The 21,330-nt window shown below is 63.3% G+C and carries 19 protein-coding genes and 5 pseudogenes; 10 read left to right on the forward strand and 14 right to left on the reverse strand.

Annotated features, from left to right (window positions below; genetic code table 11):
* Window positions 1-11: 11 nt before the first annotated feature.
* A complete protein-coding gene (locus tag ACGI6K_RS06160) occupies window positions 12-902 on the reverse strand; it encodes a LysR family transcriptional regulator (RefSeq protein ID WP_376942030.1) in 891 nt (296 codons plus the stop codon).
* A gap of 168 nt (window positions 903-1,070) precedes the next feature.
* On the opposite strand from ACGI6K_RS06160, the gene ACGI6K_RS06165 reads away from it, so the two are divergent.
* The 6 genes from ACGI6K_RS06165 to ACGI6K_RS06190 all read left to right on the forward strand — a co-directional run bounded on the left by ACGI6K_RS06165 (window position 1,071) and on the right by ACGI6K_RS06190 (window position 8,437).
* Window positions 1,071-2,153 carry a 4-oxalomesaconate tautomerase gene (locus tag ACGI6K_RS06165; protein WP_376942032.1) on the forward strand — a complete coding sequence of 361 codons (1,083 nt, stop codon included), beginning with the start codon at window positions 1,071-1,073 and terminating at the stop codon, window positions 2,151-2,153.
* Window positions 2,154-2,224: 71 nt separating this feature from the next.
* On the forward strand, window positions 2,225-3,535 hold the full coding sequence (dctA, locus tag ACGI6K_RS06170) for a C4-dicarboxylate transporter DctA (protein ID WP_376942034.1): 1,311 nt from the start codon (window positions 2,225-2,227) through the stop codon (window positions 3,533-3,535).
* Between the two features lie 148 nt (window positions 3,536-3,683).
* A complete protein-coding gene (locus ACGI6K_RS06175) occupies window positions 3,684-4,988 on the forward strand; it encodes a CitMHS family transporter (protein WP_376942036.1) in 1,305 nt (434 codons plus the stop codon).
* 54 nt (window positions 4,989-5,042) lie between these two features.
* Window positions 5,043-5,789, forward strand: coding sequence for a TerC family protein (locus ACGI6K_RS06180; RefSeq protein ID WP_376942038.1), 747 nt, complete (start codon window positions 5,043-5,045; stop codon window positions 5,787-5,789).
* A 100-nt stretch (window positions 5,790-5,889) separates the two neighbouring features.
* Window positions 5,890-7,233, forward strand: a complete 1,344-nt coding sequence (locus ACGI6K_RS06185) for an OprD family porin (RefSeq protein WP_376942040.1) — start codon at window positions 5,890-5,892, stop codon at window positions 7,231-7,233.
* Window positions 7,234-7,369: 136 nt separating this feature from the next.
* Window positions 7,370-8,437 carry an AbrB family transcriptional regulator gene (locus ACGI6K_RS06190; RefSeq protein ID WP_376942136.1) on the forward strand — a complete coding sequence of 356 codons (1,068 nt, stop codon included), beginning with the start codon at window positions 7,370-7,372 and terminating at the stop codon, window positions 8,435-8,437.
* Between the two features lie 113 nt (window positions 8,438-8,550).
* On the opposite strand, the pseudogene ACGI6K_RS06195 reads toward ACGI6K_RS06190, so the two are convergent.
* The 7 genes and pseudogenes from ACGI6K_RS06195 to ACGI6K_RS06225 form a co-directional block, all read right to left on the reverse strand.
* Window positions 8,551-9,497 (reverse strand): annotated as a pseudogene (locus ACGI6K_RS06195) (IS630 family transposase).
* 208 nt (window positions 9,498-9,705) lie between these two features.
* Window positions 9,706-9,885 carry a hypothetical protein gene (locus ACGI6K_RS06200; protein WP_376942042.1) on the reverse strand — a complete coding sequence of 60 codons (180 nt, stop codon included), beginning with the start codon at window positions 9,883-9,885 and terminating at the stop codon, window positions 9,706-9,708.
* A gap of 7 nt (window positions 9,886-9,892) precedes the next feature.
* Complete coding sequence (locus tag ACGI6K_RS06205; protein WP_376942044.1) at window positions 9,893-10,306, reverse strand: putative toxin-antitoxin system toxin component, PIN family; 414 nt, start codon at window positions 10,304-10,306, stop codon at window positions 9,893-9,895.
* On the reverse strand, window positions 10,306-10,578 hold the full coding sequence (locus ACGI6K_RS06210) for a type II toxin-antitoxin system Phd/YefM family antitoxin (protein WP_061291253.1): 273 nt from the start codon (window positions 10,576-10,578) through the stop codon (window positions 10,306-10,308). The genes ACGI6K_RS06205 and ACGI6K_RS06210 overlap by 1 nt, the downstream gene beginning before the upstream one ends.
* 313 nt (window positions 10,579-10,891) lie before the next feature.
* A pseudogene (locus ACGI6K_RS06215) lies at window positions 10,892-11,078 on the reverse strand (lipoprotein); the annotation flags it as partial.
* A pseudogene (locus ACGI6K_RS06220) lies at window positions 11,075-12,005 on the reverse strand (LysR family transcriptional regulator). The pseudogenes ACGI6K_RS06220 and ACGI6K_RS06215, both read right to left, overlap by 4 nt.
* A 17-nt stretch (window positions 12,006-12,022) precedes the next feature.
* The gene (locus ACGI6K_RS06225) at window positions 12,023-13,459 is read right to left on the reverse strand and encodes an MFS transporter (protein WP_376942047.1); all 1,437 of its coding nucleotides are present in this window, start codon (window positions 13,457-13,459) and stop codon (window positions 12,023-12,025) included.
* Between the two features lie 126 nt (window positions 13,460-13,585).
* Here ACGI6K_RS06225 and ACGI6K_RS06230 point away from each other — a divergent pair, with 126 nt between their 5' ends.
* Complete coding sequence (locus tag ACGI6K_RS06230; protein WP_376942049.1) at window positions 13,586-13,951, forward strand: ArsR/SmtB family transcription factor; 366 nt, start codon at window positions 13,586-13,588, stop codon at window positions 13,949-13,951.
* Between the two features lie 52 nt (window positions 13,952-14,003).
* Here the strand turns inward: ACGI6K_RS06230 and ACGI6K_RS06235 are convergent, their stop codons facing one another.
* Both ACGI6K_RS06235 and ACGI6K_RS06240 read right to left on the reverse strand, forming a co-directional pair.
* Window positions 14,004-15,134 carry an L-dopachrome tautomerase-related protein gene (locus ACGI6K_RS06235; RefSeq protein ID WP_376942051.1) on the reverse strand — a complete coding sequence of 377 codons (1,131 nt, stop codon included), beginning with the start codon at window positions 15,132-15,134 and terminating at the stop codon, window positions 14,004-14,006.
* Window positions 15,131-16,165: a zinc-binding alcohol dehydrogenase family protein gene (locus tag ACGI6K_RS06240; RefSeq protein ID WP_376942053.1), complete on the reverse strand. Its 1,035-nt coding sequence runs from the start codon at window positions 16,163-16,165 to the stop codon at window positions 15,131-15,133. The genes ACGI6K_RS06235 and ACGI6K_RS06240 overlap by 4 nt, the downstream gene beginning before the upstream one ends.
* 102 nt (window positions 16,166-16,267) lie before the next feature.
* Here ACGI6K_RS06240 and ACGI6K_RS06245 point away from each other — a divergent pair, with 102 nt between their 5' ends.
* Window positions 16,268-16,636: a winged helix-turn-helix transcriptional regulator gene (locus ACGI6K_RS06245; protein WP_376942055.1), complete on the forward strand. Its 369-nt coding sequence runs from the start codon at window positions 16,268-16,270 to the stop codon at window positions 16,634-16,636.
* 17 nt (window positions 16,637-16,653) lie between these two features.
* Here the strand turns inward: ACGI6K_RS06245 and ACGI6K_RS06250 are convergent, their stop codons facing one another.
* A complete protein-coding gene (locus ACGI6K_RS06250) occupies window positions 16,654-17,460 on the reverse strand; it encodes a type 1 glutamine amidotransferase domain-containing protein (RefSeq protein ID WP_376942057.1) in 807 nt (268 codons plus the stop codon).
* 133 nt (window positions 17,461-17,593) lie between these two features.
* Here ACGI6K_RS06250 and ACGI6K_RS06255 point away from each other — a divergent pair, with 133 nt between their 5' ends.
* Window positions 17,594-18,490 carry a LysR family transcriptional regulator gene (locus ACGI6K_RS06255; RefSeq protein ID WP_376942059.1) on the forward strand — a complete coding sequence of 299 codons (897 nt, stop codon included), beginning with the start codon at window positions 17,594-17,596 and terminating at the stop codon, window positions 18,488-18,490.
* Here the strand turns inward: ACGI6K_RS06255 and ACGI6K_RS06260 are convergent.
* Window positions 18,404-18,883 (reverse strand): hypothetical protein, encoded by a 480-nt coding sequence (locus ACGI6K_RS06260; RefSeq protein WP_376942061.1) that lies wholly within the window; start codon window positions 18,881-18,883, stop codon window positions 18,404-18,406. The genes ACGI6K_RS06255 and ACGI6K_RS06260 overlap by 87 nt on opposite strands.
* 29 nt (window positions 18,884-18,912) lie before the next feature.
* On the opposite strand from ACGI6K_RS06260, the pseudogene ACGI6K_RS06265 reads away from it, so the two are divergent.
* A pseudogene (locus tag ACGI6K_RS06265) lies at window positions 18,913-19,098 on the forward strand (LysR family transcriptional regulator); the annotation flags it as partial.
* Window positions 19,099-19,299: 201 nt separating this feature from the next.
* Here ACGI6K_RS06265 and ACGI6K_RS06270 read toward each other — a convergent pair.
* Together ACGI6K_RS06270 and ACGI6K_RS06275 are read right to left on the reverse strand one after the other, a co-directional pair.
* A pseudogene (locus ACGI6K_RS06270) lies at window positions 19,300-19,535 on the reverse strand (IS3 family transposase); the annotation flags it as partial.
* Window positions 19,536-19,649: 114 nt separating this feature from the next.
* Window positions 19,650-21,323 (reverse strand): (2,3-dihydroxybenzoyl)adenylate synthase, encoded by a 1,674-nt coding sequence (locus tag ACGI6K_RS06275; protein WP_376942063.1) that lies wholly within the window; start codon window positions 21,321-21,323, stop codon window positions 19,650-19,652.
* Window positions 21,324-21,330: the final 7 nt, after the last annotated feature.

The following is a 21,330-nucleotide window of genomic DNA, read 5'->3' on the forward strand; positions in this document are numbered from 1 at the left end:
CGGGAATGGCGTCATTGCGGCCACTGCTGCAGCAAGATGGAGACGAACTTGTCCGCCGCCGGCGACAGCGAGGCGCCGCGGCGGCGAATCAGGCCCAGGCTGCGGTTCACCACCGGCTCGATCAGCGGGACGCTGACCAAGGTCGGGTGATCCGCGGTGGGCATGGCCAAGCTGGGGACGGCGGAAACACCCAATCCAGCCTCGACCATGCCGAGCGAGGTCGACAGGTGCTGGACCTCGTAAAACCACTTGGGCCGCCAGCTCAAGCCGGCCAGGGCATGGTCGAGCAGCATGCGGTTGCCGCTCAGGCGGCCCACGCCGATCAGGCGGTAATCGGCCAGCTCGGACCAGCGCACCGCCTCGCGGGTCGCCAATGGATGATCGCGGCGGCAGGCCAGGACGAAGGGCTCATTGACCAGGGAGAGGAATTCGATGTCGGGATGCTGCCCGCTCATCATGTTGATGCCGAAGTCGGCCTCGCCGCGCAGGACGGCTTCGAGCCCCTCGTTGGCGCTGAGGTCGAGCAGGCGGATGCGGATCTTCGGGTACTGCTCGTTGTAGAGGCGGATGACCGAGGGCAGGAAGTAGAACGCCGCAGTGGGAATGCAGGCCAGGGTGACCTGGCCGGTCTGGCGCTCGGCGAGTTCGCGGATGCTCATGATCGAGTCCTCGAGATCGTCCAGCACGCGCCTCGCCTTGGGTAGGAAGTCGCGTCCCACGCTGGTCAGGCTGACCCGCCGGGTGGTGCGATCGAGCAGCGGAGTACCCAGCCCCTGCTCGAGTTTCTTGATCCGTCGCGTCAGTGCTGGCTGAGACAGATGAAGGGTTTCGGCGGCTTCGTGAAAACTGCCTAATTCGGCGATTTTCACGAAAGATTTAATGTCTTGGAGATCGTATTCCATTGTTTTTCGGTACTCCTGCGGTGCTGGTGCCGTTGTGGCCTGCTGCCAGTTTAGATAACTAAATCGGAATAATAACTCTGATATTTGCATTGGAAACATTTTTGTTTTCGTGTGAATCTCCTGCCAAAAGCATCAATGACTGAGATTGATAAACAGGAGTTAGTAATTATGCAGCGTATCCCTTGCGTGCTGATGCGTGGCGGCACTTCCAAAGGTCCGGTGTTTCTGGCCAGCGATCTGCCCAGCTCGACCCAGGAGCGCGACGAGCTGCTGCTGGCGATCATGGGTTCCGGCCATGAGCTGGAAATCGACGGCATCGGCGGCGGCAGTCCGCAGACCAGCAAGGTCGCCATCGTCAGCCCCTCCGCGCATCCCGACGCCGACGTGGATTACCTGTTCGTCCAGGTGATGGTGTCCCAGCGCCGCGTGGATACCGCGCCCAACTGCGGCAACATGCTCTGCGCGGTCGGCCCTTTCGCCATCGAGCAGGGTCTCGTCCCAGTCAGTGGCGCGGTGACTCGGGTGCGCATTCGCAACCTGAACACCAATACCTTCGTCGATTCGGAAGTGCAGACGCCTGACGGCAAGGTCCGCTACGAAGGTGACACCGCCATCGACGGCGTGCCCGGCACCGCGGCGCCGATCAAGCTGACCTTCCTCGACGCTGCGGGCAGCAAGACCGGCAAGCTGTTCCCTACCGGGCAGGTGCTCGACTGGTTCGACGACATCCCGGTGACCTGCATCGACATGGCCATGCCCATGCTGATCGTCGAGGCCTGCCGGCTGGGCAAGCGCGGCGACGAAAGCCCCGCCGAACTGGATGCCGACCAGGATTTCCTGCGCCGTCTGGAGGCCCTGCGCTTGCGTGCCGGCATGGCCATGGGGCTGGGCGATGTGAGCGACAAGGTGATTCCCAAGCCGGTGCTGGTTTCGACGCCCAGGGCCGGTGGTACCCTGCAGGTCCGCTATTTCATGCCGAGCAATTGCCACCGCTCGCTAGCCATCACCGGCTCGATCGGGTTGGCGACTGCCTGTGTCAGCGAGGGCAGCGTGATCTCCCGGATGTTCGGCGAGCGTTTGCCGCGTGATCTGGAGCAGGTGCGCCTGGAACACCCGAGTGGTGCCATCGAGGTCGCGCTGGCGCGTACCGGCGCCGATGGCAAGACCATCCGCGCCGCGGTGATCCGTACCGCGCGCCGGCTGTTCTCCGGCGAAGTCTATGTGCCCGCTGCGCAGCGCCTTGCCAGTTGACGAGACCGCTTTAAACCACGCAGGTGGTCAGCCTGCACATCAAAAACAACTCTAACAATCGGTGATGCATCATGAAGTTGGTTAAATCGCTGTACTTCCAGATCATCTGTGCCGTCATCCTCGGCGTGCTGGTTGGATACCTCTGGGGCGAACAGGCCGCCGCGCTGAAGCCCCTGGGCGATGCCTTCATCAAGTTGGTCAAGATGATGATCGCCCCGGTGGTGTTCTGCACCATCGTCACCGGCATCGCCGGCATGAGCGACAAGCAGTCGCTGGGCCGGCTGATGAGCAAGACGTTGCTGCTGTTCCTCGGCCTGACGGTCGTCAGCCTGGTCATCGGTCTGGCCGCAGTCCACCTGTTCCAGCCTGGTGCCGGCATGAACATCGACCCGAGCCAACTGAGCACCGACGGGCTGGGCAAGTACGCCGAGTCCGCGGCCAAGCTCGGTGTCGTCGAGTTCTTCATGCACATCATCCCGGAGACCTTCGTCGGCGCCTTCAATAAAGGCGAAGTGCTGCCGGTGCTGTTTATCGCGGTGCTGTCGGGCTTCGCGCTTTCCGCGCTGGGCGAGCATGGAAAGCCGGTGCTGAACGTGCTCGAAAGCGCTTCGCACATGGTCTTCAAGATTTTCTCTTACCTGATGCGTTTCGCCCCGGTGGGCGCCTTCGGCGCACTGGCCTTCACCGTCGGCCATTACGGCATCGGCTCGCTGGGCTCGCTGGCCAAGCTGATCCTGACCCTGTACATCGCCTGCGCCTTCTTCGTCCTCGTTGTGCTGGGGGGGCTTTGCCGATGGAACGGCTTCAGCCTGTGGAAGTTGCTGCGCTACTTCCGCGAGGAGTTCTTGGTGGTGCTGGGCACCTCGTCCACCGAGCCGGTATTGCCGCGCATGCTGGAGAAGTTGCAGGCACTGGGCTGCCGCAAGAGCCTGGTGGGGCTGGTGCTGCCCACTGGCTACTCCTTCAACCTGGACGGCACTGCCATCTACCTGTCGCTGGCCGCCGTCTTCATCGCTCAGGCCTGCAACATCGAGCTGTCGATGACCCAGACCCTGACCATGCTGGCGGTGATGCTGCTGTCTTCCAAGGGGGCGGCGGGCGTCACCGGCAGCGGCTTCGTCGCCTTGGCCTCGACCCTGACCGTGATCCACGACATCCCGCTGGCCGGTCTGGCGCTCCTGATCGGCGTCGACCGCTTCATGTCTGAGGCTCGCGCCCTCACCAGCCTGGCCAGCAACGCGGTGGCGACCGTGCTGATTGCGCTGTCGGAAAACGCCTGCGACCGCACGCTCCTGTTGCGGACTTTGAACAGCGAGGCGCCGGTCGCTAAGGCGTCCGACGAAAACTGGCAGCCCGCCGCTCGGGAAGCCGAGCGTACCTGAGGCCTCGCCGGCCTTTTCCCTGAACCATTCCCGACCGCCGGACGGCACACGATAGATGTGCCGCCCGGCGGGTAGGGGAAGCTCTGCCTGCGCATTGGGCAAACCTTGCCCGACACGATTTGATCAATAACTACAAGAGAGTCTGTTTATGCTCGCCCTGCTCGGTCTCGCGATGGTGATCGTCTTCACCGTCCTGATCATGACCAAACGTTTGTCCCCCATCGTTGCCCTGACCGTGGTGCCCATCGTCTTCGCCCTGATCGGCGGTTTCGGCGGCGGCCTCGGCAAGATGATGCTGGACGGCCTCAAGATGGTGGCGCCCTCGGCCGCCCTGTTGCTGTTCGCCATCCTATTCTTCGGCATCCTCATCGATGCCGGGCTGTTCGACCCGCTGATCCGCCGCATCCTCAAGGTGGTCAACGGCGATCCGGTGAAGATCGCCATGGGCACAGCGCTGCTCTCGCTGCTGGTCGCCCTGGATGGCGACGGCACCACCACTTATATGATCACCTGCGCCGCCATGCTGCCGCTGTACAAGCGTATCGGCATGAACCCGATGGTTCTGGCGATCCTCGCCATGCTGTCTTTGAGCATCATGAGCGGCATGTCGCCCTGGGGCGGTCCGACCACCCGGGCCATCGCCGTGCTCGGCCTGGATGCCGGCGAGTTCTTCGTGCCGCTGCTGCCAACCGTCATCGGCGGGGCCGCCTGGGTGGTGTTCACCGCCTGGATGCTTGGCCGCGGCGAACGCAAGCGGGTCGGCAGCGTCGTCCTGCAGTCCGGCGGCAGCAACTGCTACATCGAAGAGATTCTCGGCGACAGCACCCACAAGCGGCCCCGCCTGGCCTGGTTGAACCTGCTGCTGGTGGCTGCGGTGATGGTGGCTCTGGTGATGGGCGTGATGCACTCGGCTGTGCTGTTCCTGATCGGTTTCGTGGTCGCGCTGATAATCAACTATCCCCATCTGGAACAGCAGAAGGAACGGGTCCTCGCCCATGCCGGCAACGCCATGACCGTGGTGCTGCTGGTGTTCTCCGCCGGGGTGTTCGCCGGCATCTTCTCTGGCACCAAGATGGTCGATGCCCTGGCCCAAGGGCTGGTGGACATGATTCCAGCGGAGTGGGGGAAGCTGTTCCCGCTGGTGGTGGCGATCACCAGCATGCCGCTGACCTTCGTGCTCTCCAACGACGCCTACTACTTCGGCGTGGTGCCGATCCTCTCCAATGCCGCGGCGGCCTATGGCATCGACTCGCTGGAGATCGCCCGCGCTTCGGTGCTCGGCCAGCCGGTGCACCTGATGAGCCCGCTGGTGGCCTCGACCCTGCTACTGGTGGGCATGGTCGACCGCGACATCGGCGAGTTCCAGAAAGCCGCCTTCAAGTGGGCAGTGCTCACCTCGCTGGTGATCACCGCCCTGGCCCTGCTCACCGGAGCCATAACCTTCATCGCCTGACCCTAAGCGGCCGGATGCCCCCGGCCGCTCAACTTGCAACGCAAGGACTCCCTTATGGACTGGCTGATCAACCCGGAGATCTGGGTTGCCTTCTTCACCTTAACCGCGCTGGAAATCGTGCTCGGCATCGACAACATCATCATGATCTCGATCCTCGTCGGTCGCATGCCGAAAGACATGCAGCCGCGCACCCGCCTGTTCGGCCTGGCGCTGGCGATGGTCACGCGGATTCTCCTGCTGCTGTCGATCTCCTGGGTGATGGGTCTGACCGTCGACCTCTTCCACGTCTTCGGCCAGGGCATCTCCGGGCGCGATTTGATCCTGTTCTTCGGCGGCCTGTTCCTGCTGTGGAAGAGCAGCACCGAGATTTACCATGGCCTGGAAGGCGAGGACGAGACCAACGAAGCGCCCAAGAGCAGCGGCCAGTTCATCGCTACCATCGTGCAGATCGCGATCATCGACATCGTGTTCTCCCTGGACTCGGTGATCACCGCGGTCGGCATGGTCTCCCACGTACCGGTGATGATCGCCGCGATCGTCGCCGCCGTGCTGGTGATGATGGCCGCCTCCGGCACCATCAGCACCTTCATCGACCGCCACCCGAGCCTCAAGCTGCTGGCCCTGTCGTTCCTCATCGTGGTCGGCACCGTGCTGATCGCCGAGAGCTTCGAGGTGCACGTGCCCAAGGGCTACGTCTACTTCGCCATGGCCTTCTCGCTGGCGGTGGAGGCGCTGAACATCCGCATGCGCCGCGCCCGCAAGGAGCCGGTGCACCTGAGTCGGGACATCCCCGGCCAGTAGGCCGGCCTCCCGGCCCCATCGTTGCCTGACCCAGCCGTGCGCCCGACAGTCGGAGCGCACGGCAACCCGTACCTACCGCACAAGAATAATAGGTAGTCCCATGCACAAGCGTTTCACCTACGGCCTGACCCTGTCCTGTCTGAGTCTGTTGCCTGCCGGCTATGCCAGCTCGCAAGGTTTCTTCGAGGACAGCAAGGCTTCGCTCAATCTGCGCAACTTCTATATCAACCAGGACGTCCGCAACGAGGACCGTGGCCGGGTGGAGGAGTGGGGCCAGGCCTTCGTCCTCGACTACAAGTCCGGCTTCACCGAGGGGCCGGTCGGCTTCGGCCTTGATCTGCTGGGCCAGTACGCGCTCCGCCTGGACGCCGGCGGCGATGCGGACAAGCCGATCGGCGAGGTCGACCGCCGCCCGGGTTCGGTCTTCCCGCTGGAAAGCAACGGCAAGGCGAGGCGCGACTTCGGCCGGCTCGGGGTGACCGCCAAGCTGCGCTTCTCCAAGACCGTGGCGCAGGTCGGCACTCTGCTGCCCAAGCTGCCGGTGGTGAGTTACAGCGACGGGCGCCTGTTGCCGCAGACCTTCGAGGGCGCGCAGGTCACCTCCAACGAGATCAAGGATCTGACCCTGATCGCCGGCAAGCTGGAGCACTCCACGGACCGCAACTCCAGCAACAGTGACAGCCTGTCCATCGCCGGAGCCAACAGCGGCGGCAAGGCCCAATTCAGCAACGAGTTTTACTACGGTGGCGCTGACTACAAAGTCAACAAGGACCTGTTATTACAGTACTATTACGGCAATCTGCGCGACTTCTACAAGCAGCACTTTCTCGGCTTGGTGCACACTTGGCAACTGCCGGTCGGCGCACTGAAGACAGACCTGCGCTACTTCGATAGTGATTCCGACGGCGAAAATTCCAGTGCTTCTGGACGGGCCGAGGGCTACGTCAGCAGTGGCTACTGGGGCGCCGGCTCGTCGAGCAAGGGGGAGGTCGATAACAGTCTGTGGAGCGCCCTGTTCACGTACAGCCTGAACGGCCATGCGCTGAGCGCTGGTTACCAGAAGATTACCGGTAACAGTGATTTTCCCCATATCAACCAGGGCAATGGGCGCGTGCCGTATCTAATCACCAATGCGCAGATGGGCAAGTTTACCAATGCAGGGGAGAACACCTGGGTGGCCGGCTACGCCTACGACTTCACCAAGGCCGGCATTCCAGGGTTAAAAGCCAGCCTGACCTACTACAGCGGCGACGACATCGATGCCGCCGGCAGCGACCGCCGCGAGTGGGAGCGCGACTTCCGGGTCGACTACACGGTGCAGTCGGGCTTGTTCAAGGGCGTCGGTCTGACCTGGCGCAACGCCATGTGGCGCGGTAACGATGAGGGCCAGCGGGATCAGGACGAGAACCGTCTGATCGTCAACTACAGCCTTCCTTTACTTTGAGGGAAAGAAATAAGTAGCTGGATCAGTCACACCGAGGCTGCTCCGGTAATGCACACTTGGCTGATCTTCCGAGCGGCGGATCGCATCCTGCCGTTTGATGGAGCGATCCGCTTTTTCACAAGGCTGTTATGTGACCATCAAATTCCCCTTCGTCCCGGCAGGCCTGCTTGCCCGCTGCAAACCTTGGATCCTCAGCCCCGTGGCCGGCGCCTTCGGTGGCGGTCTCGCTCAACTACTCGGCTGGCCGCTGCCCTGGATGATCGGCGCGCTGCTCGGCGTCGCGGCGCTGCGCTGCCTCGGCTGTCTGACTGTGGCCATGCCTCATGGCATCAAGGTTGGCCAGTGGATCATCGCCACCGGGATCGGCCTGCACTTCAACCAGGCGGTGCTGGAGCAGATCCTTGCTCACCTCGCCCTGGTGCTGGTCGGCACCCTGTTGACCGTGCTCACCTGCGTCATTGGCATCGTTCTGCACCGGCGTCACGGAGAGGGCTTCGCCACCGCCTACTTTGCCAGTATGCCCGGCGGCGCCAGCGAGATGGTCAACCTGGGCCGGCCGTATGGCGCCGAACTGCAGCACGTGGCTGCCAGCCACAGCTTGCGCATGATGCTGGTGCTGGTGGGTATCCCTGCCGTCTACACTTGGCTGTTTGCCGGCGGCCAGGCGGCTACCGTCACCCACCCTGGCCCCGATGCCGGCTGGCTGGCTCTGCTGTTCGTCCTCGGCGGTCTGGTCGCGCTGGTTTTCCAGCGCTGGCGTTTCCCCAACGCCTGGCAACTCGGCGCCCTGCTGGTCAGCGGCCTGTTCAGCGTCGCCTTTAATCTGCACATTGGCCTGCCGGACGGCGCTGGCGAAGTGGGCCAGTGGCTACTGGGTAGCAGCCTGGGCTGCCACTTTGAGCGCTCGTTCTTCCGTCGAGCCCCTGCATTCATGCTGCGCACCCTGCTGGCGACGGTCACGGCAGTCCTGCTCGTGGTACCCATCGCCCTCCTGATGAGCTGGGTTTCGGCTTTGGACGCGCGGACGCTTGTACTTGGCATGGTGCCCGGCGGCATCGCCGAGATGAGCCTTACCGCTGAAGCGCTGGGCTTGGTGGTGCCGCTGGTCACCGCGATGCAGGTGCTGCGCCTGCTGCTGGTACTGTTCCTAGCGAGGCCGGTTTTCCGCTTTTGGAGAGGACGCCTGAAGGAGGGAGCGCGCTAACGCTAACTAAGTCGGCCAGCAGCGACTTCGGCAAAAACGGTATTGCGGGAATGTCGGCCTGAAGGTGTAACTCTGCATAGAGCACAGGCTGGCCAATCTGGAGCATTTTTACCTTATCCCGATTCATATCCGGCGGCCTCGAAGGAGTGCCTGCAGTCCTGTGCAGAGAACTGCGCAATCGCCTCGCCAATGCTCTGCCACAGCTGCGGCACGGTCCGCGCCGCCGCCTTTCTCAGCAGTGCCTTGAACTTGGAGAAGGCCATCTCGATCGGGTTCAGGTCGGGGGCTATAGGGTGGTAGGTAGCGCAGTGTGGCTCCTGCGCCTTCGATGGCCTGGCGTACCCCCGCCACCTTGTGGGCCGGCGGGTTGTCCATCACCACGATATCGCCGGGCGTCAGCTCGGGTACCAGAACCTGCCCGACATAGGCCAAAAAGACCGGGCCGTTCATGGCGCCATCGAGCACCAGCGGCGCGCTCAGGCCATCCAGCCGCAGGCCGGCGGTAAAGGTCGTGGTTTTCCAGTGGCCGTGGGGGATCGCGCCCCGGCAGCGCTCGCCGCGAGGGGCCCAGCCCCGCAGGCGGGCCAGGTTCGTCGAAGCGGCGGTTTCGTCGACGACGATCCGCTTGCGCCAATCGAAACCGGACTGCTCCTCGATCCATCCCTGTCCGGCTGCCTGGACGTCCGGCCGCTGCTGCTCGGCTGCAGGCGCGGTCTTTTTTTGAACGTCATGGCGTGCCGGTCGAGAAACCTCCACACCGTCGCCAGGCTGACATGGACGCCACGCTCCCGTTCGAGGGGCGCGGCGAGTTCAGCCAGCGTCAGGTCGGGGATCTGCTCGCGCAGGCCGAGCAGGTAATGCGCATGGGGATCGAGCCGCAAGCCCCGGGGCTTGCCCTGTCGGCGGGCGACAAGTTCCCCGCCTTCCCGGAAGCGCCGTCCCCAGACGATCGCCGTCGCCGTGCCGACGTCGAATTGCTCGGCGGCCTGCCGAGCCGACAGCCCCCCATGGCCGCGTCGACGACGCGCTGGCGAAGATCGACACTGTATCCCCGAGCCATGCTGGTCTCCTTATCCGAGCGGGAGAGGAGAACCGAAATGACCCGGAAGAGCAACCTCTGTATGTCGAATTCGTATTTTCTAAAAATGCTCTAGACGGGCAATGCAGCGTCACAGAGCGTTTCCAGCGGCTGCGCGTCGATCCACTCACTGACGCAGGTCTTGGGCGATGAGCGCAGCGGCTCGGAAATCACATTCATATCAGCAGGATTATTCAAAGCTCACAGCACGGGCTGGGGTTCTGTCGCGCGCACTCTCGAAGATGGCAGACTCTTCCTCGGTCAGGTTGGCCTTGCGGCCGATCTCGGACAGCAGCGAACCCAGCTTGACATGATTTCCGGCCTTCAGGCCCTGATCGGCGTCCACTTCGCCGGGATCTTGGCTTCTCATTCTTCACTCACCCTCCATGACGCGCCCAGAACTCAGCCGGAGTAACGATCGGGTACCGATCCGCGAGCGCCAGAAGATCCTTGTCTCCCGTAACCAGATAGCTGGCTTTCGACGCCAGCATCGTGAGCAGCACCGGCTGATCGGCGGGATCACGCAAGCTTGCATCCTGACAGCCCTCCGGCTCGACGATATCGGCCAGAAACATGAGGCTGTCGGCTAAATCGCGGATCTCCGCAGTCGTTATGTTGACCCTGCTCAAGCGAGGCAAAACCCTGACCAATTCGTCCAGGATGTAGTGCGACAGCACCACCTCCAGCCCACCCTGTCGCCAAGCCGCCACGATGCGTCCAGGAACGCTCCCCGGATAGGCCAGCCCCGACACCAGTACGTTGGTATCGAGTACGACACGCAATCTCGCCATCAGGGACGTTTCCGCTCGGCCGCCACGGCTGCGTCGATTTCAGCCAACCCGTCTTCGACAGGCACCCCCGCATAAGCCTCGCTAATCCGGTCGCTCAGCTTGTCGAAGCGCTCCTGCATGCGCCTGATGCGGGCGAACAATTCAGCATCGACGAGAGCGGCAACAGGCTTGCCATCCTTGTTGATGACGATACTGTCGTTGCGATACTGCACTTGGTTGAGCATATCGCCCAGGTTCTGGCGGAAGTTCACCGCACTTACTTCAGTGATCATCACACTCACCAATCATATTAACCATTATGATCATTATAATCTACCCGGCAGCCTTCAGCAAATTTTCCATCCCATTTCCTTCTCGTAGCCAGACGACCCGGTAGAGGGAATAAACGGCCCAAAAAGAAAATGGGCTGGAAAGGGCAATGGAATGGCCCACAAGGGTAAAAGCCCTACCCGAAAGGGCCTCGTGAACCCTGGGGCGAAGCAAAGGGTCTGGCCCATGACCGCATTAACTGCTGTCACAGTGCTCCTCTATCCAATGCCGTTCAGAGTCGACAGACACGAGCACATGCAGAATGAATCACTCGTTGCGGTTGCACAGCACGTCTCCCAGCTTGGGGTGATCCGTCTTGCATTGCTGGCGCAGTTCCTTGAGCCGCGCAGGATCGGACGCCAGTTCCTCAACGGTGGGGCAGGTCCTTCTTCTCTGGTGTGTCAGGAGGGCCGCAGGCCGTCAGCACCACAGCGGCCAGCAAGAACGGGATGGTCTTCTTCATGGTTCGGGGTCCTCGACGGGATCAGGGTCGTCGCCCGGTATCGGCCTGGCTGCTTCGGGCGAGTCGATGGCCTGCACGCGCTCGATGAAGCGGGCCAGCGTTTCCGATGGTTCGGCATCCAGGCGCAGCAGATAGGTCGTCAGCAACGGAGATTGATCCGCCAGCGGCCGAGCGACCACGCCCTGTTCGCGGCTGGCCGTGATGTGCGCGGCACCCGTCAGCCCCAGGGCGAAGCCGGCCGATACCAGCGCCATCATCAGGTCGCAGGACTCGGCCACCAGCGGTTCCATGTCCACGCGGCGCGGCAGGCGATCCACCTGCCGCGCATGGCCTTCGCACGCCTAGCACCAACGGGAAGCGCAGCACTTCCTCCAACGGAATCCGCTTGTACTTGAGCAGGTCATGGCGGGCCGGCACGGCCACCATCAGCGGATCGTTCCAGACAGGCATCGCCACGATACCGTCACCTTCACCTACTTCGTCGGCGCGAGCGAACCCCACGTCGTACAGATCGTCATGCAGTCCTTTGATCTGCTGCGATAATGGCACCTCGAACAGGCGGATTTCGACTTCGGGTTCTTCTTGCTGGCACAGCGCCAGCAAGGCCGGCAAGCGTGACGGCGTGATGCCGTCGGACAGGGCGATGCGTGGCTGGCCATGAAAGCCATTGGCCGCGGCCTTCACACTGTCGCGCGCCTGCTGCAAAGCGGTGAACACGCGCGGGACGTGATCGATGAACAGCTTGCCCGCACGGGTCAGCCGCGTGCTGCGCGTGGTACGGGCGAACAGCACCACGCCCAGTTCTGCCTCCAGCTCCTTGATGGCCCGCGATAGCGGCGACTGTTCGATGTGCAGTCGCTCCGCCGCACGGGCGAAGTGCAGTTCTTCGGCCACGGCGAGGAAGCAGCGAAGGTGTCGTAGTTCCATGCCGATCCTCTAGCCTGTCAGGCTGCTGCTCTGGTCTGCGCGTTGGCGCTGGCCTTGGGAGAAAATGTCAGCGACACTAGAAGACCCAGCACCAAGCCCGCCGCTGCCAGGTAGAAAGCGTGTTGCGAACCGATCACCAGCTCTTCGCGCAACGCCTCGCCTTGCAAGCCATCGATGCCACGGTTGGCGAAAGCCACCAGCACGGCAATGCCAATCGCGTTGCCCACATTGAGCGTGGTCGAGGCCATGCCCGAGGCGATCCCCTGTTCGAGGTGCGCCACGCCCGATGCAGCGGCAATCCACATCGCCGTCCAGACGATGCCCTGGCCGATTCCCGATACCACCAGTCCCGGCACGATGGCGGCATACGGCGCGCCGAGGAAGGCGGCCGGGGCCAACGCTAGCGTGCCGAAGATGCCGACCCCGAAGCCAATCACCAGGGTGCGGCGCATCGGCAGTCGGTTGGCCAACCTGGCCCCGAGCTGCGTACCCGTGAAAATCGCCAGGGACGGCACGATGAAGGCCAGCCCTGTCTGTAGGGCGCTGTAACCCTGCACGCTCTGAAACAGTACCGTCAGGAAGTACGGCAACGCGCCGAAGGTGCCCATATAGATGAAGGTGACCGCCATGCCCGCGACTAAGCTGCGGTTGCCGAACAAGCGGACCGGCATTAGCGGATCGCGGCTGCGCGATTCGATTAGCGCGAAGGTCAACAGGAACACCACTGCCAACACCAGCGCCGCCACGATGGGCGTGGCCTGCCAGCCGTCTTCCGGCCCTTGCACCAGCGCATACACCAGCAGCGTGGCGCCGGCTGTCACCGTCAGCGCGCCTGGCAGGTCGAAGCTGCGGCGCTCGGTGCGTGGTGCATCCTTTGGGATCACGAAGAATGCCGCCACGATGGCGATGCTCGCCAACAACACATTGACGAAGAATACTGAGGGCCAGCCATAGCCGCTGGTCAGTACCCCACCGGCCAGCGAGCCCAGGGTCAGGCCACTGGCACCTGCGCCACCCCAGATCGCCAGCGCGCGGTTGCGCGGCGGACCCTCCTCAAACAGCCGATTGATCAGTGACAAGGTGGACGGAAACAGCAACGCCGCGCCGATGCCCTGTACCGCGCGCGCAATCACTATCACGGCCGGACTCCAAGCCAGCCCACCGACTAGCGAGGACAGCGCATACAGCCACAGCGCAAAGATGAACATGCGCCGCTGCCCCAGCAGATCGGCCGCGCGTCCGCCTAACAGCAGGAAGCCGCCGCAGAACACGGTATAGGCACTGACCACCCATTGCAGGGTCTGGCCGGAAAAGCCCAGTCCCGCGCCGATTTCCGGCAGGGCCACGAACACGATGTTGATGTCCAGCGAATAGATGAGCTGGGCGAAAGCCAACAGGGCCAAGCTCCAGCCGAGCGAGCGGTGGGCGCTAGTGGCAGACGAGAGGGAAGTCATGCGCGAATCTCCAAGTGACGACGTTCGATAGTACGAATACATGCGTACTATAACAGTACGAGGACAATCGAACAATAATGACCCGACCTACATGGCGGAAAGAAATGGTTTGTAGGTACTCGTACTATGTCATACACTGGCCGGATGACACCTAACCATCCCGACCGGGAGCAGATTCGCCTTGAGAACGTGCTGACCGCGCTCGGCAATCCGCTGCGTCTCACGGTGGTGCGCGTGCTGGCCGGCGGCGGGGAATATGCGTGCAGCGCAGTACTGCACGGCATCCCCAAATCCACGCTGACCCACCACTGGCGCGTGCTGCGCGACAGCGGCGTGATCTGGCAGCGGCCCTACGGCAGGGAGAATTTGCTGTCGCTTCGGCGGGAAGACTTGGAGGCACGATTTCCTGGCCTGCTGGACTCGCTGCTAGCTGCGGTCGAGAACGACGCGCTGACGCAAGAGGCGACGGCGAAGAATCTGCCGCCGGGATGAGGCCGAACCGTAACGCGTAGTCGATCGTGTCTCGCAGGCACGGCCCATCCGGTTAGTTCCCGAGCCGCCCCGACGCCAGCGACCGGAATCGGAAAATGTAGTAAGGCGGCCGGTGCCGCGCTTTGCCCTCATTGAACACAGGTACCTCGGAGAGCTGCGCGGCCGACACGTACAGCCACCCGTCCGGCGAGAAGCTGACACCGTCGGGCCAGATCAAGTCAGGATGCGTGGCCAGCCGCCGGTACTGGCGGTCGTCCGCCCCGATCACGCCAACCGCGCGATGTTCAACTTCGGTCAGGTACAGGTTGCCTGCATCGTCGATCGACAGCCCGCCATTGTTGGGCTTGCGCGCATAGCGTTCCACGCGCCGCCCGAGCGTGGCGGCATCCAGCGACGTGTCGAGCAGGTCCGCGGTGCGTACACGGTAGAGCCAGCCGCCGTTGAGCGGACCGAAGTAAAGCCACGTGGCGTCCTTGTCGAGCGCGATCCCGTCGGCGCCGACGCGCAGACGTGCCGGCTTCCCACCACTGCCCGGTACGCGCAGTTCACGGCCATCGACGCTGATCGGCACGTCCTCGGGCCGCACGCTGGCATGGCCTTCCAGCAACCGGCGCGAGGCACCCGTGCGCGCGTCCACGACCACTAGCGCGGCCTGAGTGCCGTCGCCGCCGGGGCCGATGCCTTCGTCGGCGATGTAGAACGCGCTGTGCACAGGGTCGATGGCGAAATCGTTGAGCTGCGATTCCGGCCGCGAGGCCGGTGCGGAGATGTGGTAGATGCGCTTCAGGCGGTCCGTGCGGGTGTTCCAGCCGACGAGCTTAGGGGTAATGCCGCCGCGCGTGCCCATGTCCAGCATCCAGACCACGCCCTGGGCGTCGCCGCGCAAACCCAGCACCGAGTCCAGGTAGTGGTCGCTGTCCTTGCGCGGCGTGTTCCAGGTCAGGTTCGGGAAGGGGCGCCCGGAGCGCCGGTCGGCATCGAGTTCGGCGACGCGGATGTCCGGCGAGAAGAACGGATGATGGCTGTAGATGACTCGGTTGTCCGGCGTGAAGGTGATGTTGCCGACCGCCTCGGGCAGTGTGGCAACCACTTCAGCGGTCTGGACCTCGGCCGCGAGCGCCGAACTCGCGAGTGGGATCAGCAACAACGCGGCGAGCGTTCTCATGATGTGTCGAGCCTTCATGCGCCTTGCTCCTGCACCGCGAAGCCGGCCAGCGTGAGCTTGCCGATGGCCTGGCCGCTCTCCAGCAGCGCGTGGGCCTTGCGCAGGTTCTCGGCACTGATCGGTCCAAGCGATTGGGTGCGGGTCGTGGTGATCTTCCCCTGGTCGGCAAGTGCGGCCACCTTGGCCAGGATCTCCTGCTGGCGGGCGATGTCGGCCGTGCCCAGCAGTGGGCGGATGAACATGAACTCCCAATGGACAGACAGGCTGTTGCGCTTGAGGGAAACGATGTCGAGCGACGCGGGATCGTCGATCAGCGCAATACGTCCCTGCGGCGCGATCAACGCCACGATGTCGGTGAGGTAGTCGTCAGTGTGCGTGGTCGAGAACACGAAGGCAGGTGCGCCCAGGCCGAGGGCGTCGATCTGCGGGGCCAGCGGTTGGCGGTGGTCGATGACATGGTGCGCGCCCAGCTTCTCCACCCATGCCACCGTTTCCGGGCGCGAGGCGGTCGCAATAACGGTGAGGTCGGTCAGGGCGCGCGCCAACTGGATCGTGATGGAACCGACGCCGCCCGCGCCGCCGATCACCAGGATGGCATGGGCCGCACCTGCGACGGGCTGCTCCACCCGCAGGCGGTCGAACAAGGTTTCCCAGGCGGTCAGCGCAGTCAGCGGCAGCGCCGCAGCATCCTCGTCACCGAGCGTCGCCGGCGCATGGGTTGCGATACGCGCATCGACCGCCTGCAACTCGGCATAGCTGCCGAGCCGGTCGATCGCGCCCGCATAGAACACCCGGTCGCCGGGTTTGAACCCCGTTACCCGCGCGCCGACCGCGCGCACGCGGCCCAGCGCATCCCAGCCGAGAATGCGCCAAGTGCCGGTGGCCGGCTGCACAGAGGCCCGTACCTTCGTGTCCGCCGGATTGACGGCGATGTCCTGCACTTCTACCAGCAGGTCCTGCTCGCCGTATTCGGGCTCGGGCAGGTCGAGATCGATCAGGGATCGGGAGTCGGAAATAGGTAGGGGTTGGTTGAAGCCAACGGCTTTCATGGCGCGCTCCATTCGGTGAACAATGCACGCCATTCTTGCTTTTATTGTCTATCTACGTAAGAACGCACATACTTTGCATATAGTGTCGAAAAAGGTACTGCCATGGCCCGCATTCCGCATCAAACCTTCACCTGCGCCACCGGCTGCACGGTCGAGGCCACGCTCAACCTGATCGGTGGCAAGTGGAAGGGCGTCATCCTCTATCGCCTGCTGACCGAACAGGTGCTGCGCTTCAACGAGCTGCGCCGACTGCTGCCCAACATCACCCAGCGCATGCTGACCAACCAGTTGCGCGAACTGGAAGGCGACGGCCTGATCGCGCGCAAGGTCTATCCCGAGGTGCCGCCCAAGGTGGAGTACCGGCTGACGGACTATGGCCAGACACTGGCCCCCGTCATCCACGCTCTGAAGGCGTGGGGCGATGCCCATATCGAGGGCGGCGCACGGGCGGCGGAAGCAGCGGCCAACTGAGGCCGCCACTGTCTCGATCATGAGCGGGCGCCCAGCAGCAGGTCGCGGATCGCGCGACCGACGCCAGCCGCCGATTGCGGGTTCTGACCAGTGACCAGACGATCGTCCACGACCACCTGGGCGGTAAAGTCCGGCGCAGGTTGGTGGCGAGCCCCGCGCTGCTCCAGCGTGGTGGCCAGCAGGAACGGCACGGTCCGGTCGAGTTCGACCGCGCGTTCCTCGCTATCGGTGAAGGCGCTCACGTTGCGGCCGGCGACGAGATAGCGGCCGTCGCTCAAGGTCACGTTGATCAGCGCCGCCGGACCGTGGCAGACCGCGCCGACCACGCCACCGGCCTCGAACACCGCCCGGGCCACGCGAGCGACCGCAGAGCTGTCCGGGAAGTCCCACATCGCTCCATGGCCGCCAGCGAAGTAGACCGCCGCATACTTCGACGGCTCGACCTCATCCAGGCGCTGGGTGCCGCGCAGCGCCTCGCGAAAGCGCGGGTCGTTCCAATAGCGGGCATTGACCGCATCGTTGAGATCCAGGCCATCGACCGGCGGTTCGCCGCCCTGGATCGAGGCGAATTCCACCGCGAGTCCGGCTGCCTCCAATTCTGCGAGCGGATGTGTGACTTCGCCAAGGTAGAAGCCGGTCGGCTGGCCGGTATCGCCCTTGGTGCCGTGACTGGTGAGCACGAACAGGACGGGCTTGATGTCGGAACGGATGGCGGTGGCGTTCATGGCGGGGTCTTTTCCTGGCGACAGGGGGTTAGCGTAGGTGCGTATGGCACTGGCTGCGATCAGCATCAGGACCAAGGTCAGTACAAGCCGGGGGATCATTGAGCGGCTCCGGGAATTCAGTGGATACGGGCGTCTGGCGATGGCGCAGAACAGCACGCAGCCCGACTTTATTCCGACTAATTCGGGAGATAAACTGCCTGCAAAGCAATTCATTTGTTCTTAGTGAGACAAGATGAGCCGCCGATTCGACCACCTGGCTGATGTGGAAGCCTTGATCGCCGTTGTGGACCACGGCTCGCTCACCGCCGGCGCAGTAGCGCTGGCAACGACGCCTTCGGTCTTGAGCCGCGCCATCAGCCGCCTCGAAGGCCGGCTCGGCACGCAACTACTGCGGCGCACGACCCGTCGCATCGGCCTGACCGATGCCGGGCGGCTGTACGTAGAGCAGGCCCGTGGCGCCTTCGCGCAGATCGACGACGCCGAACGCGCCATCCAGGGCCAAGGCGGCGTGCTGGCGGGACGGGTGCGCCTGAGCGTGCCGACCACCTACGGCCATTTCCGTCTGCCACCGCTGTTGCAGCGCTTCGCCGAGCGCCACCCGCAGGTGCGCGTCGAGCTGAATATCACCAACCGCAACGTCGACCTGGTGGCCGAGGGCTTCGACCTCGCCATCCGGCTGGGCGAGCTGCCCGACAGCGGCCTGGTCGCGCACAAGCTGGAAGACGCCCAGCTGCGCCTGGTGGCGGCGCCGGCCTACATCGCCCGCGCCGGAGAGCCACGCACACTGGACGATCTGCACCGGCACGTCTGCCTGCCTTTCGTGATGCCGCGTACCGGCCGCTATGCGCCCTGGCTGTTCCGCGAGGACGGCCGGGACCTGGACTGGCTGCCAGAATCGACCATCGAGGTCTCCGACGACGTGCTGGGCGTGGTGTCGCTGGCAGAACACGGAATGGGCTTGTGTCAGAGCTACGATTTCATCGTCCGCGAACGGATCGAACGCGGCGGCCTGGTCGAACTGCTGCCGCACCTGGGCGGGCGTTCACGGCCCTTCTCGCTGGTCTATGCTCCGCACCGGCGCCTGTCGGCTCCAGCTCGCGCGTTGATCGATCTGCTGAAGACCGCTTGAGGTTTGCTGCGTGCGAGGCCTGTCGCTTCTCGCGCTGCGCACCTCAGACGTTTCGGCCCAGGACGGGAGTCTTGGCCACGTCCTGCTCGACACTTTGCGCCAGCAAGGCCGCCGCATTCTCTGCGTCCGCTCGAATGGCAGCGCCTGCAGGCGCGAGCGTGTTTTCGACGACGATGCTTTGGACTGCTTGATGCCCACCCACCGCAACCATGCCTCCAGATAAATCTTCTCCAGTCCCCAGGCATGGTCTGGCGTCTGTGATTCGGGGCCGTAGCCCAGGCCGCAGGCGTAAATGGCAACGGTACGGCGGCCGCTGAGCATGCCGTTCAAGCCGCGCTCGTCGAAGGTGAATACCAACCCCTTGTGGGAGATCGCGTCGATGAGGTGCTTCAACTTGTACGGAAGCCCCCAGTTCCACAGGTGGCTTCACCCGAGCCGCCGAACGCCTGCACCTCTTGCAGTCGGCGATCAGCGCTCACATCCGACGGCTCGAAACCGAAGCCGGCCAGAGGTTGCTCCACCGCACCACGCGTTCGGTTTCCCTAACACCGACGGGCGCCAGGCTGGCAAGCTATGCCCGAACCATCCTGGCGTTGCACGAGGACGCACGCCAGTCTCGGGACCGGCCGGCGGATCTCCGGCACGGTCTCGCTGGAGCATTTTTACCTTATCCCGATTCATATCCGGCTGCCTCGAAGTAGTGCCTGCAGTCCTGCGCCGAGAACTGCCCGATTGCCTCGCCAATGCTCTGCCACAGCTGCGGCACGGTCTGAACCGCCCCGGGAATCTCGGAGGCTCGTTGGTGTGATTCATGCCGCCAGGGCTGACTCGTCGAGTTGTCGATAATACGCCGCTTCAGCTTCCGCCGGCGGGATGTTGCCGATCGGTTCCAGCAGTGACGGTGGTTGTACCAGTCCACCCAGGTCAGCGTGGCCAGCTCCACGGCCTCGCGGTTCTTCCAGGACTGGCGATGAATCACTTCGGCCTTGTAGAGTCCGTCGATGGTCTCGAGCATGATATCGCGAACATCGTCACCGCTGTAGCCGTGGGGCTGGCCACCCAACCGATGGCTTCGCGGTCGCAGCAATCCAGGGCGAAGGTTATCCGCAAACGATCGCCATCGTCGCAGCGAAATTCGAAGCGAGATTCCCGGGGCGGTTCACCTCAACTCGAACGGTAGCGTATCCGTTGCCATCGCCTCTTGCAGGTAGCCCAATGGTTTGGCTTGCGGGGAAGCCGAGGCGCGCTGGGTGGCGATTGCAACCAGGCGCCGCTTGTCGATTTTCTTGGCAGCGGTCAATGGCCATTCGGAGATGGTCTCGATCTGGTCTGGCACCTTGTAGTCGCTCAAACCGCCTTCGCGCAGTGCTATCTTGATGCGCGGTGGGTCGATTGTCTGACCGCTTTTCGGCTTGATGAAAACGCAGATCCGCTCGCCAAGCAGTTCGTCGGGAATCCCAACCGCCGTGGCGGCATGGACACCATGCAGCAAACTGATCGCCTCTTCGACCTCGGCCGCAGAGATCTTTTCGCCGCATCGGTTGATCTGTTCCTTAATACGGCCTTCCACGATCAGATTGCCATTCGCGTCACGACGTACCAGGTCGCCGGACCGGTAAAAGCCATCCTCGGTGAAACTGGATGCGTTTTGCGCCGATGCTTGGAAGTAGCCGCGAATTGTGTAGGGCCCTCGGGTCAGCAATTGTCCGACTTGCCCTTTAGGCACGTCTTGGTCGTCCTCATCGACGATTCGAACCTCGTCTTCGGGAGACAGCGGGCAGCCCTGGGTATGGATGATCGTTTCCAACGGGTCGTCCAGGCGCGTGTAGCACAGCAGGCCCTCGGCCATGCCAAAGACCTGCTGTAGCTGGCACCCCATGACATCGACCAGTTGCCGGGCCAAACCCGTTTCCAGCCGTGCCCCTCCTACCTGTATCAGCTTGAGGCTGGATAGATCACTGTCCTCCCATTCGCGGCCTTCCACCCACAGCTTGGCCAGCGGCGGCACCAACGCCACATGCGTCACCCTGTGTTGCTCGATCAGGGGCATAGCCTCATCACAGCTGACAGAGATCGATGTCACTACCGTGCCGCCACATTGGAAGGTTCCGAGCACACCAGGAGAAGCGAGCGTGAAATTGTGGCCGGCAGGAAGTACCGCCAGAAATACCATGTCTCGCTCGAATCCGCACAGCTTGGCGGAAGCGGTAAAGTTGTAGAAATAGTCCCCATGGGTGCGGGGAATCAGCTTTGGCGTACCCGTCGTGCCACCTGAAAGCAGCAGTACGGCGGTATCGCGCTCATCCTGCTCGGGCCACGGGCACGTGGGACCTTGGAGCGCTTCCAGAAGCTGGACGTCGCGTGTTTCACACTTCGCGTCTCCATCCATCACGACCAGCCGCAAACTCTCATGCTTGGACTGCATTCGTTGCGCCAACGCAAGATAGTCATATTTGCCAACGTCATCGGGGATAAAGTAGGCCGTCGGCTGCGCAATGGCCATCAAGGCGTCGATGTCCTGTTCCCGCTGGTTGGGCATCGCCATGATAGGGATGGCTCCCACGCGCAGCAGCGCGAAGAATGAATAGAAGAAGCCAAACGTGTTGGGCATATGCACCATTGCATGATCACCAGCACGCAGACCTGCCATGTACAGGCCACCAGCGAGACGTTCGACACGTTCTTGCAATTGTGCGTAGGTCAGGCATTCACCGCTTTCATTGACCAGAGCGATGCGTTCACCATAGGTTTGAGCCCATTGCGACAGACAGCGCCCCAGAAGTAGAGATTTGTTGTACTGGTTCAGGCGCGAAACGGACATGTCGGCAGTCATAACAACA

Source organism: Azorhizophilus paspali (assembly GCF_043587585.2).
GTDB lineage: Bacteria > Pseudomonadota > Gammaproteobacteria > Pseudomonadales > Pseudomonadaceae > Azotobacter > Azotobacter paspali.

Bases quoted from the DNA above. Each gene is read 5' to 3' on its own strand.
- ACGI6K_RS06160 (WP_376942030.1), bottom strand. From the start codon at position 902: ATGGAATACGATCTCCAAGACATTAAATCTTTCGTGAAAATCGCCGAA.
- ACGI6K_RS06165 (WP_376942032.1), top strand. From the start codon at position 1,071: ATGCAGCGTATCCCTTGCGTGCTGATGCGTGGCGGCACTTCCAAAGGT.
- dctA (WP_376942034.1), top strand. From the start codon at position 2,225: ATGAAGTTGGTTAAATCGCTGTACTTCCAGATCATCTGTGCCGTCATC.
- ACGI6K_RS06175 (WP_376942036.1), top strand. From the start codon at position 3,684: ATGCTCGCCCTGCTCGGTCTCGCGATGGTGATCGTCTTCACCGTCCTG.
- ACGI6K_RS06180 (WP_376942038.1), top strand. From the start codon at position 5,043: ATGGACTGGCTGATCAACCCGGAGATCTGGGTTGCCTTCTTCACCTTA.
- ACGI6K_RS06185 (WP_376942040.1), top strand. From the start codon at position 5,890: ATGCACAAGCGTTTCACCTACGGCCTGACCCTGTCCTGTCTGAGTCTG.
- ACGI6K_RS06200 (WP_376942042.1), bottom strand. From the start codon at position 9,885: ATGAGAAGCCAAGATCCCGGCGAAGTGGACGCCGATCAGGGCCTGAAG.
- ACGI6K_RS06205 (WP_376942044.1), bottom strand. From the start codon at position 10,306: ATGGCGAGATTGCGTGTCGTACTCGATACCAACGTACTGGTGTCGGGG.
- ACGI6K_RS06210 (WP_061291253.1), bottom strand. From the start codon at position 10,578: ATGATCACTGAAGTAAGTGCGGTGAACTTCCGCCAGAACCTGGGCGAT.
- ACGI6K_RS06225 (WP_376942047.1), bottom strand. From the start codon at position 13,459: ATGACTTCCCTCTCGTCTGCCACTAGCGCCCACCGCTCGCTCGGCTGG.
- ACGI6K_RS06230 (WP_376942049.1), top strand. From the start codon at position 13,586: ATGTCATACACTGGCCGGATGACACCTAACCATCCCGACCGGGAGCAG.
- ACGI6K_RS06235 (WP_376942051.1), bottom strand. From the start codon at position 15,134: ATGAAGGCTCGACACATCATGAGAACGCTCGCCGCGTTGTTGCTGATC.
- ACGI6K_RS06240 (WP_376942053.1), bottom strand. From the start codon at position 16,165: ATGAAAGCCGTTGGCTTCAACCAACCCCTACCTATTTCCGACTCCCGA.
- ACGI6K_RS06245 (WP_376942055.1), top strand. From the start codon at position 16,268: ATGGCCCGCATTCCGCATCAAACCTTCACCTGCGCCACCGGCTGCACG.
- ACGI6K_RS06250 (WP_376942057.1), bottom strand. From the start codon at position 17,460: ATGATCCCCCGGCTTGTACTGACCTTGGTCCTGATGCTGATCGCAGCC.
- ACGI6K_RS06255 (WP_376942059.1), top strand. From the start codon at position 17,594: ATGAGCCGCCGATTCGACCACCTGGCTGATGTGGAAGCCTTGATCGCC.
- ACGI6K_RS06275 (WP_376942063.1), bottom strand. From the start codon at position 21,323: ATGACTGCCGACATGTCCGTTTCGCGCCTGAACCAGTACAACAAATCT.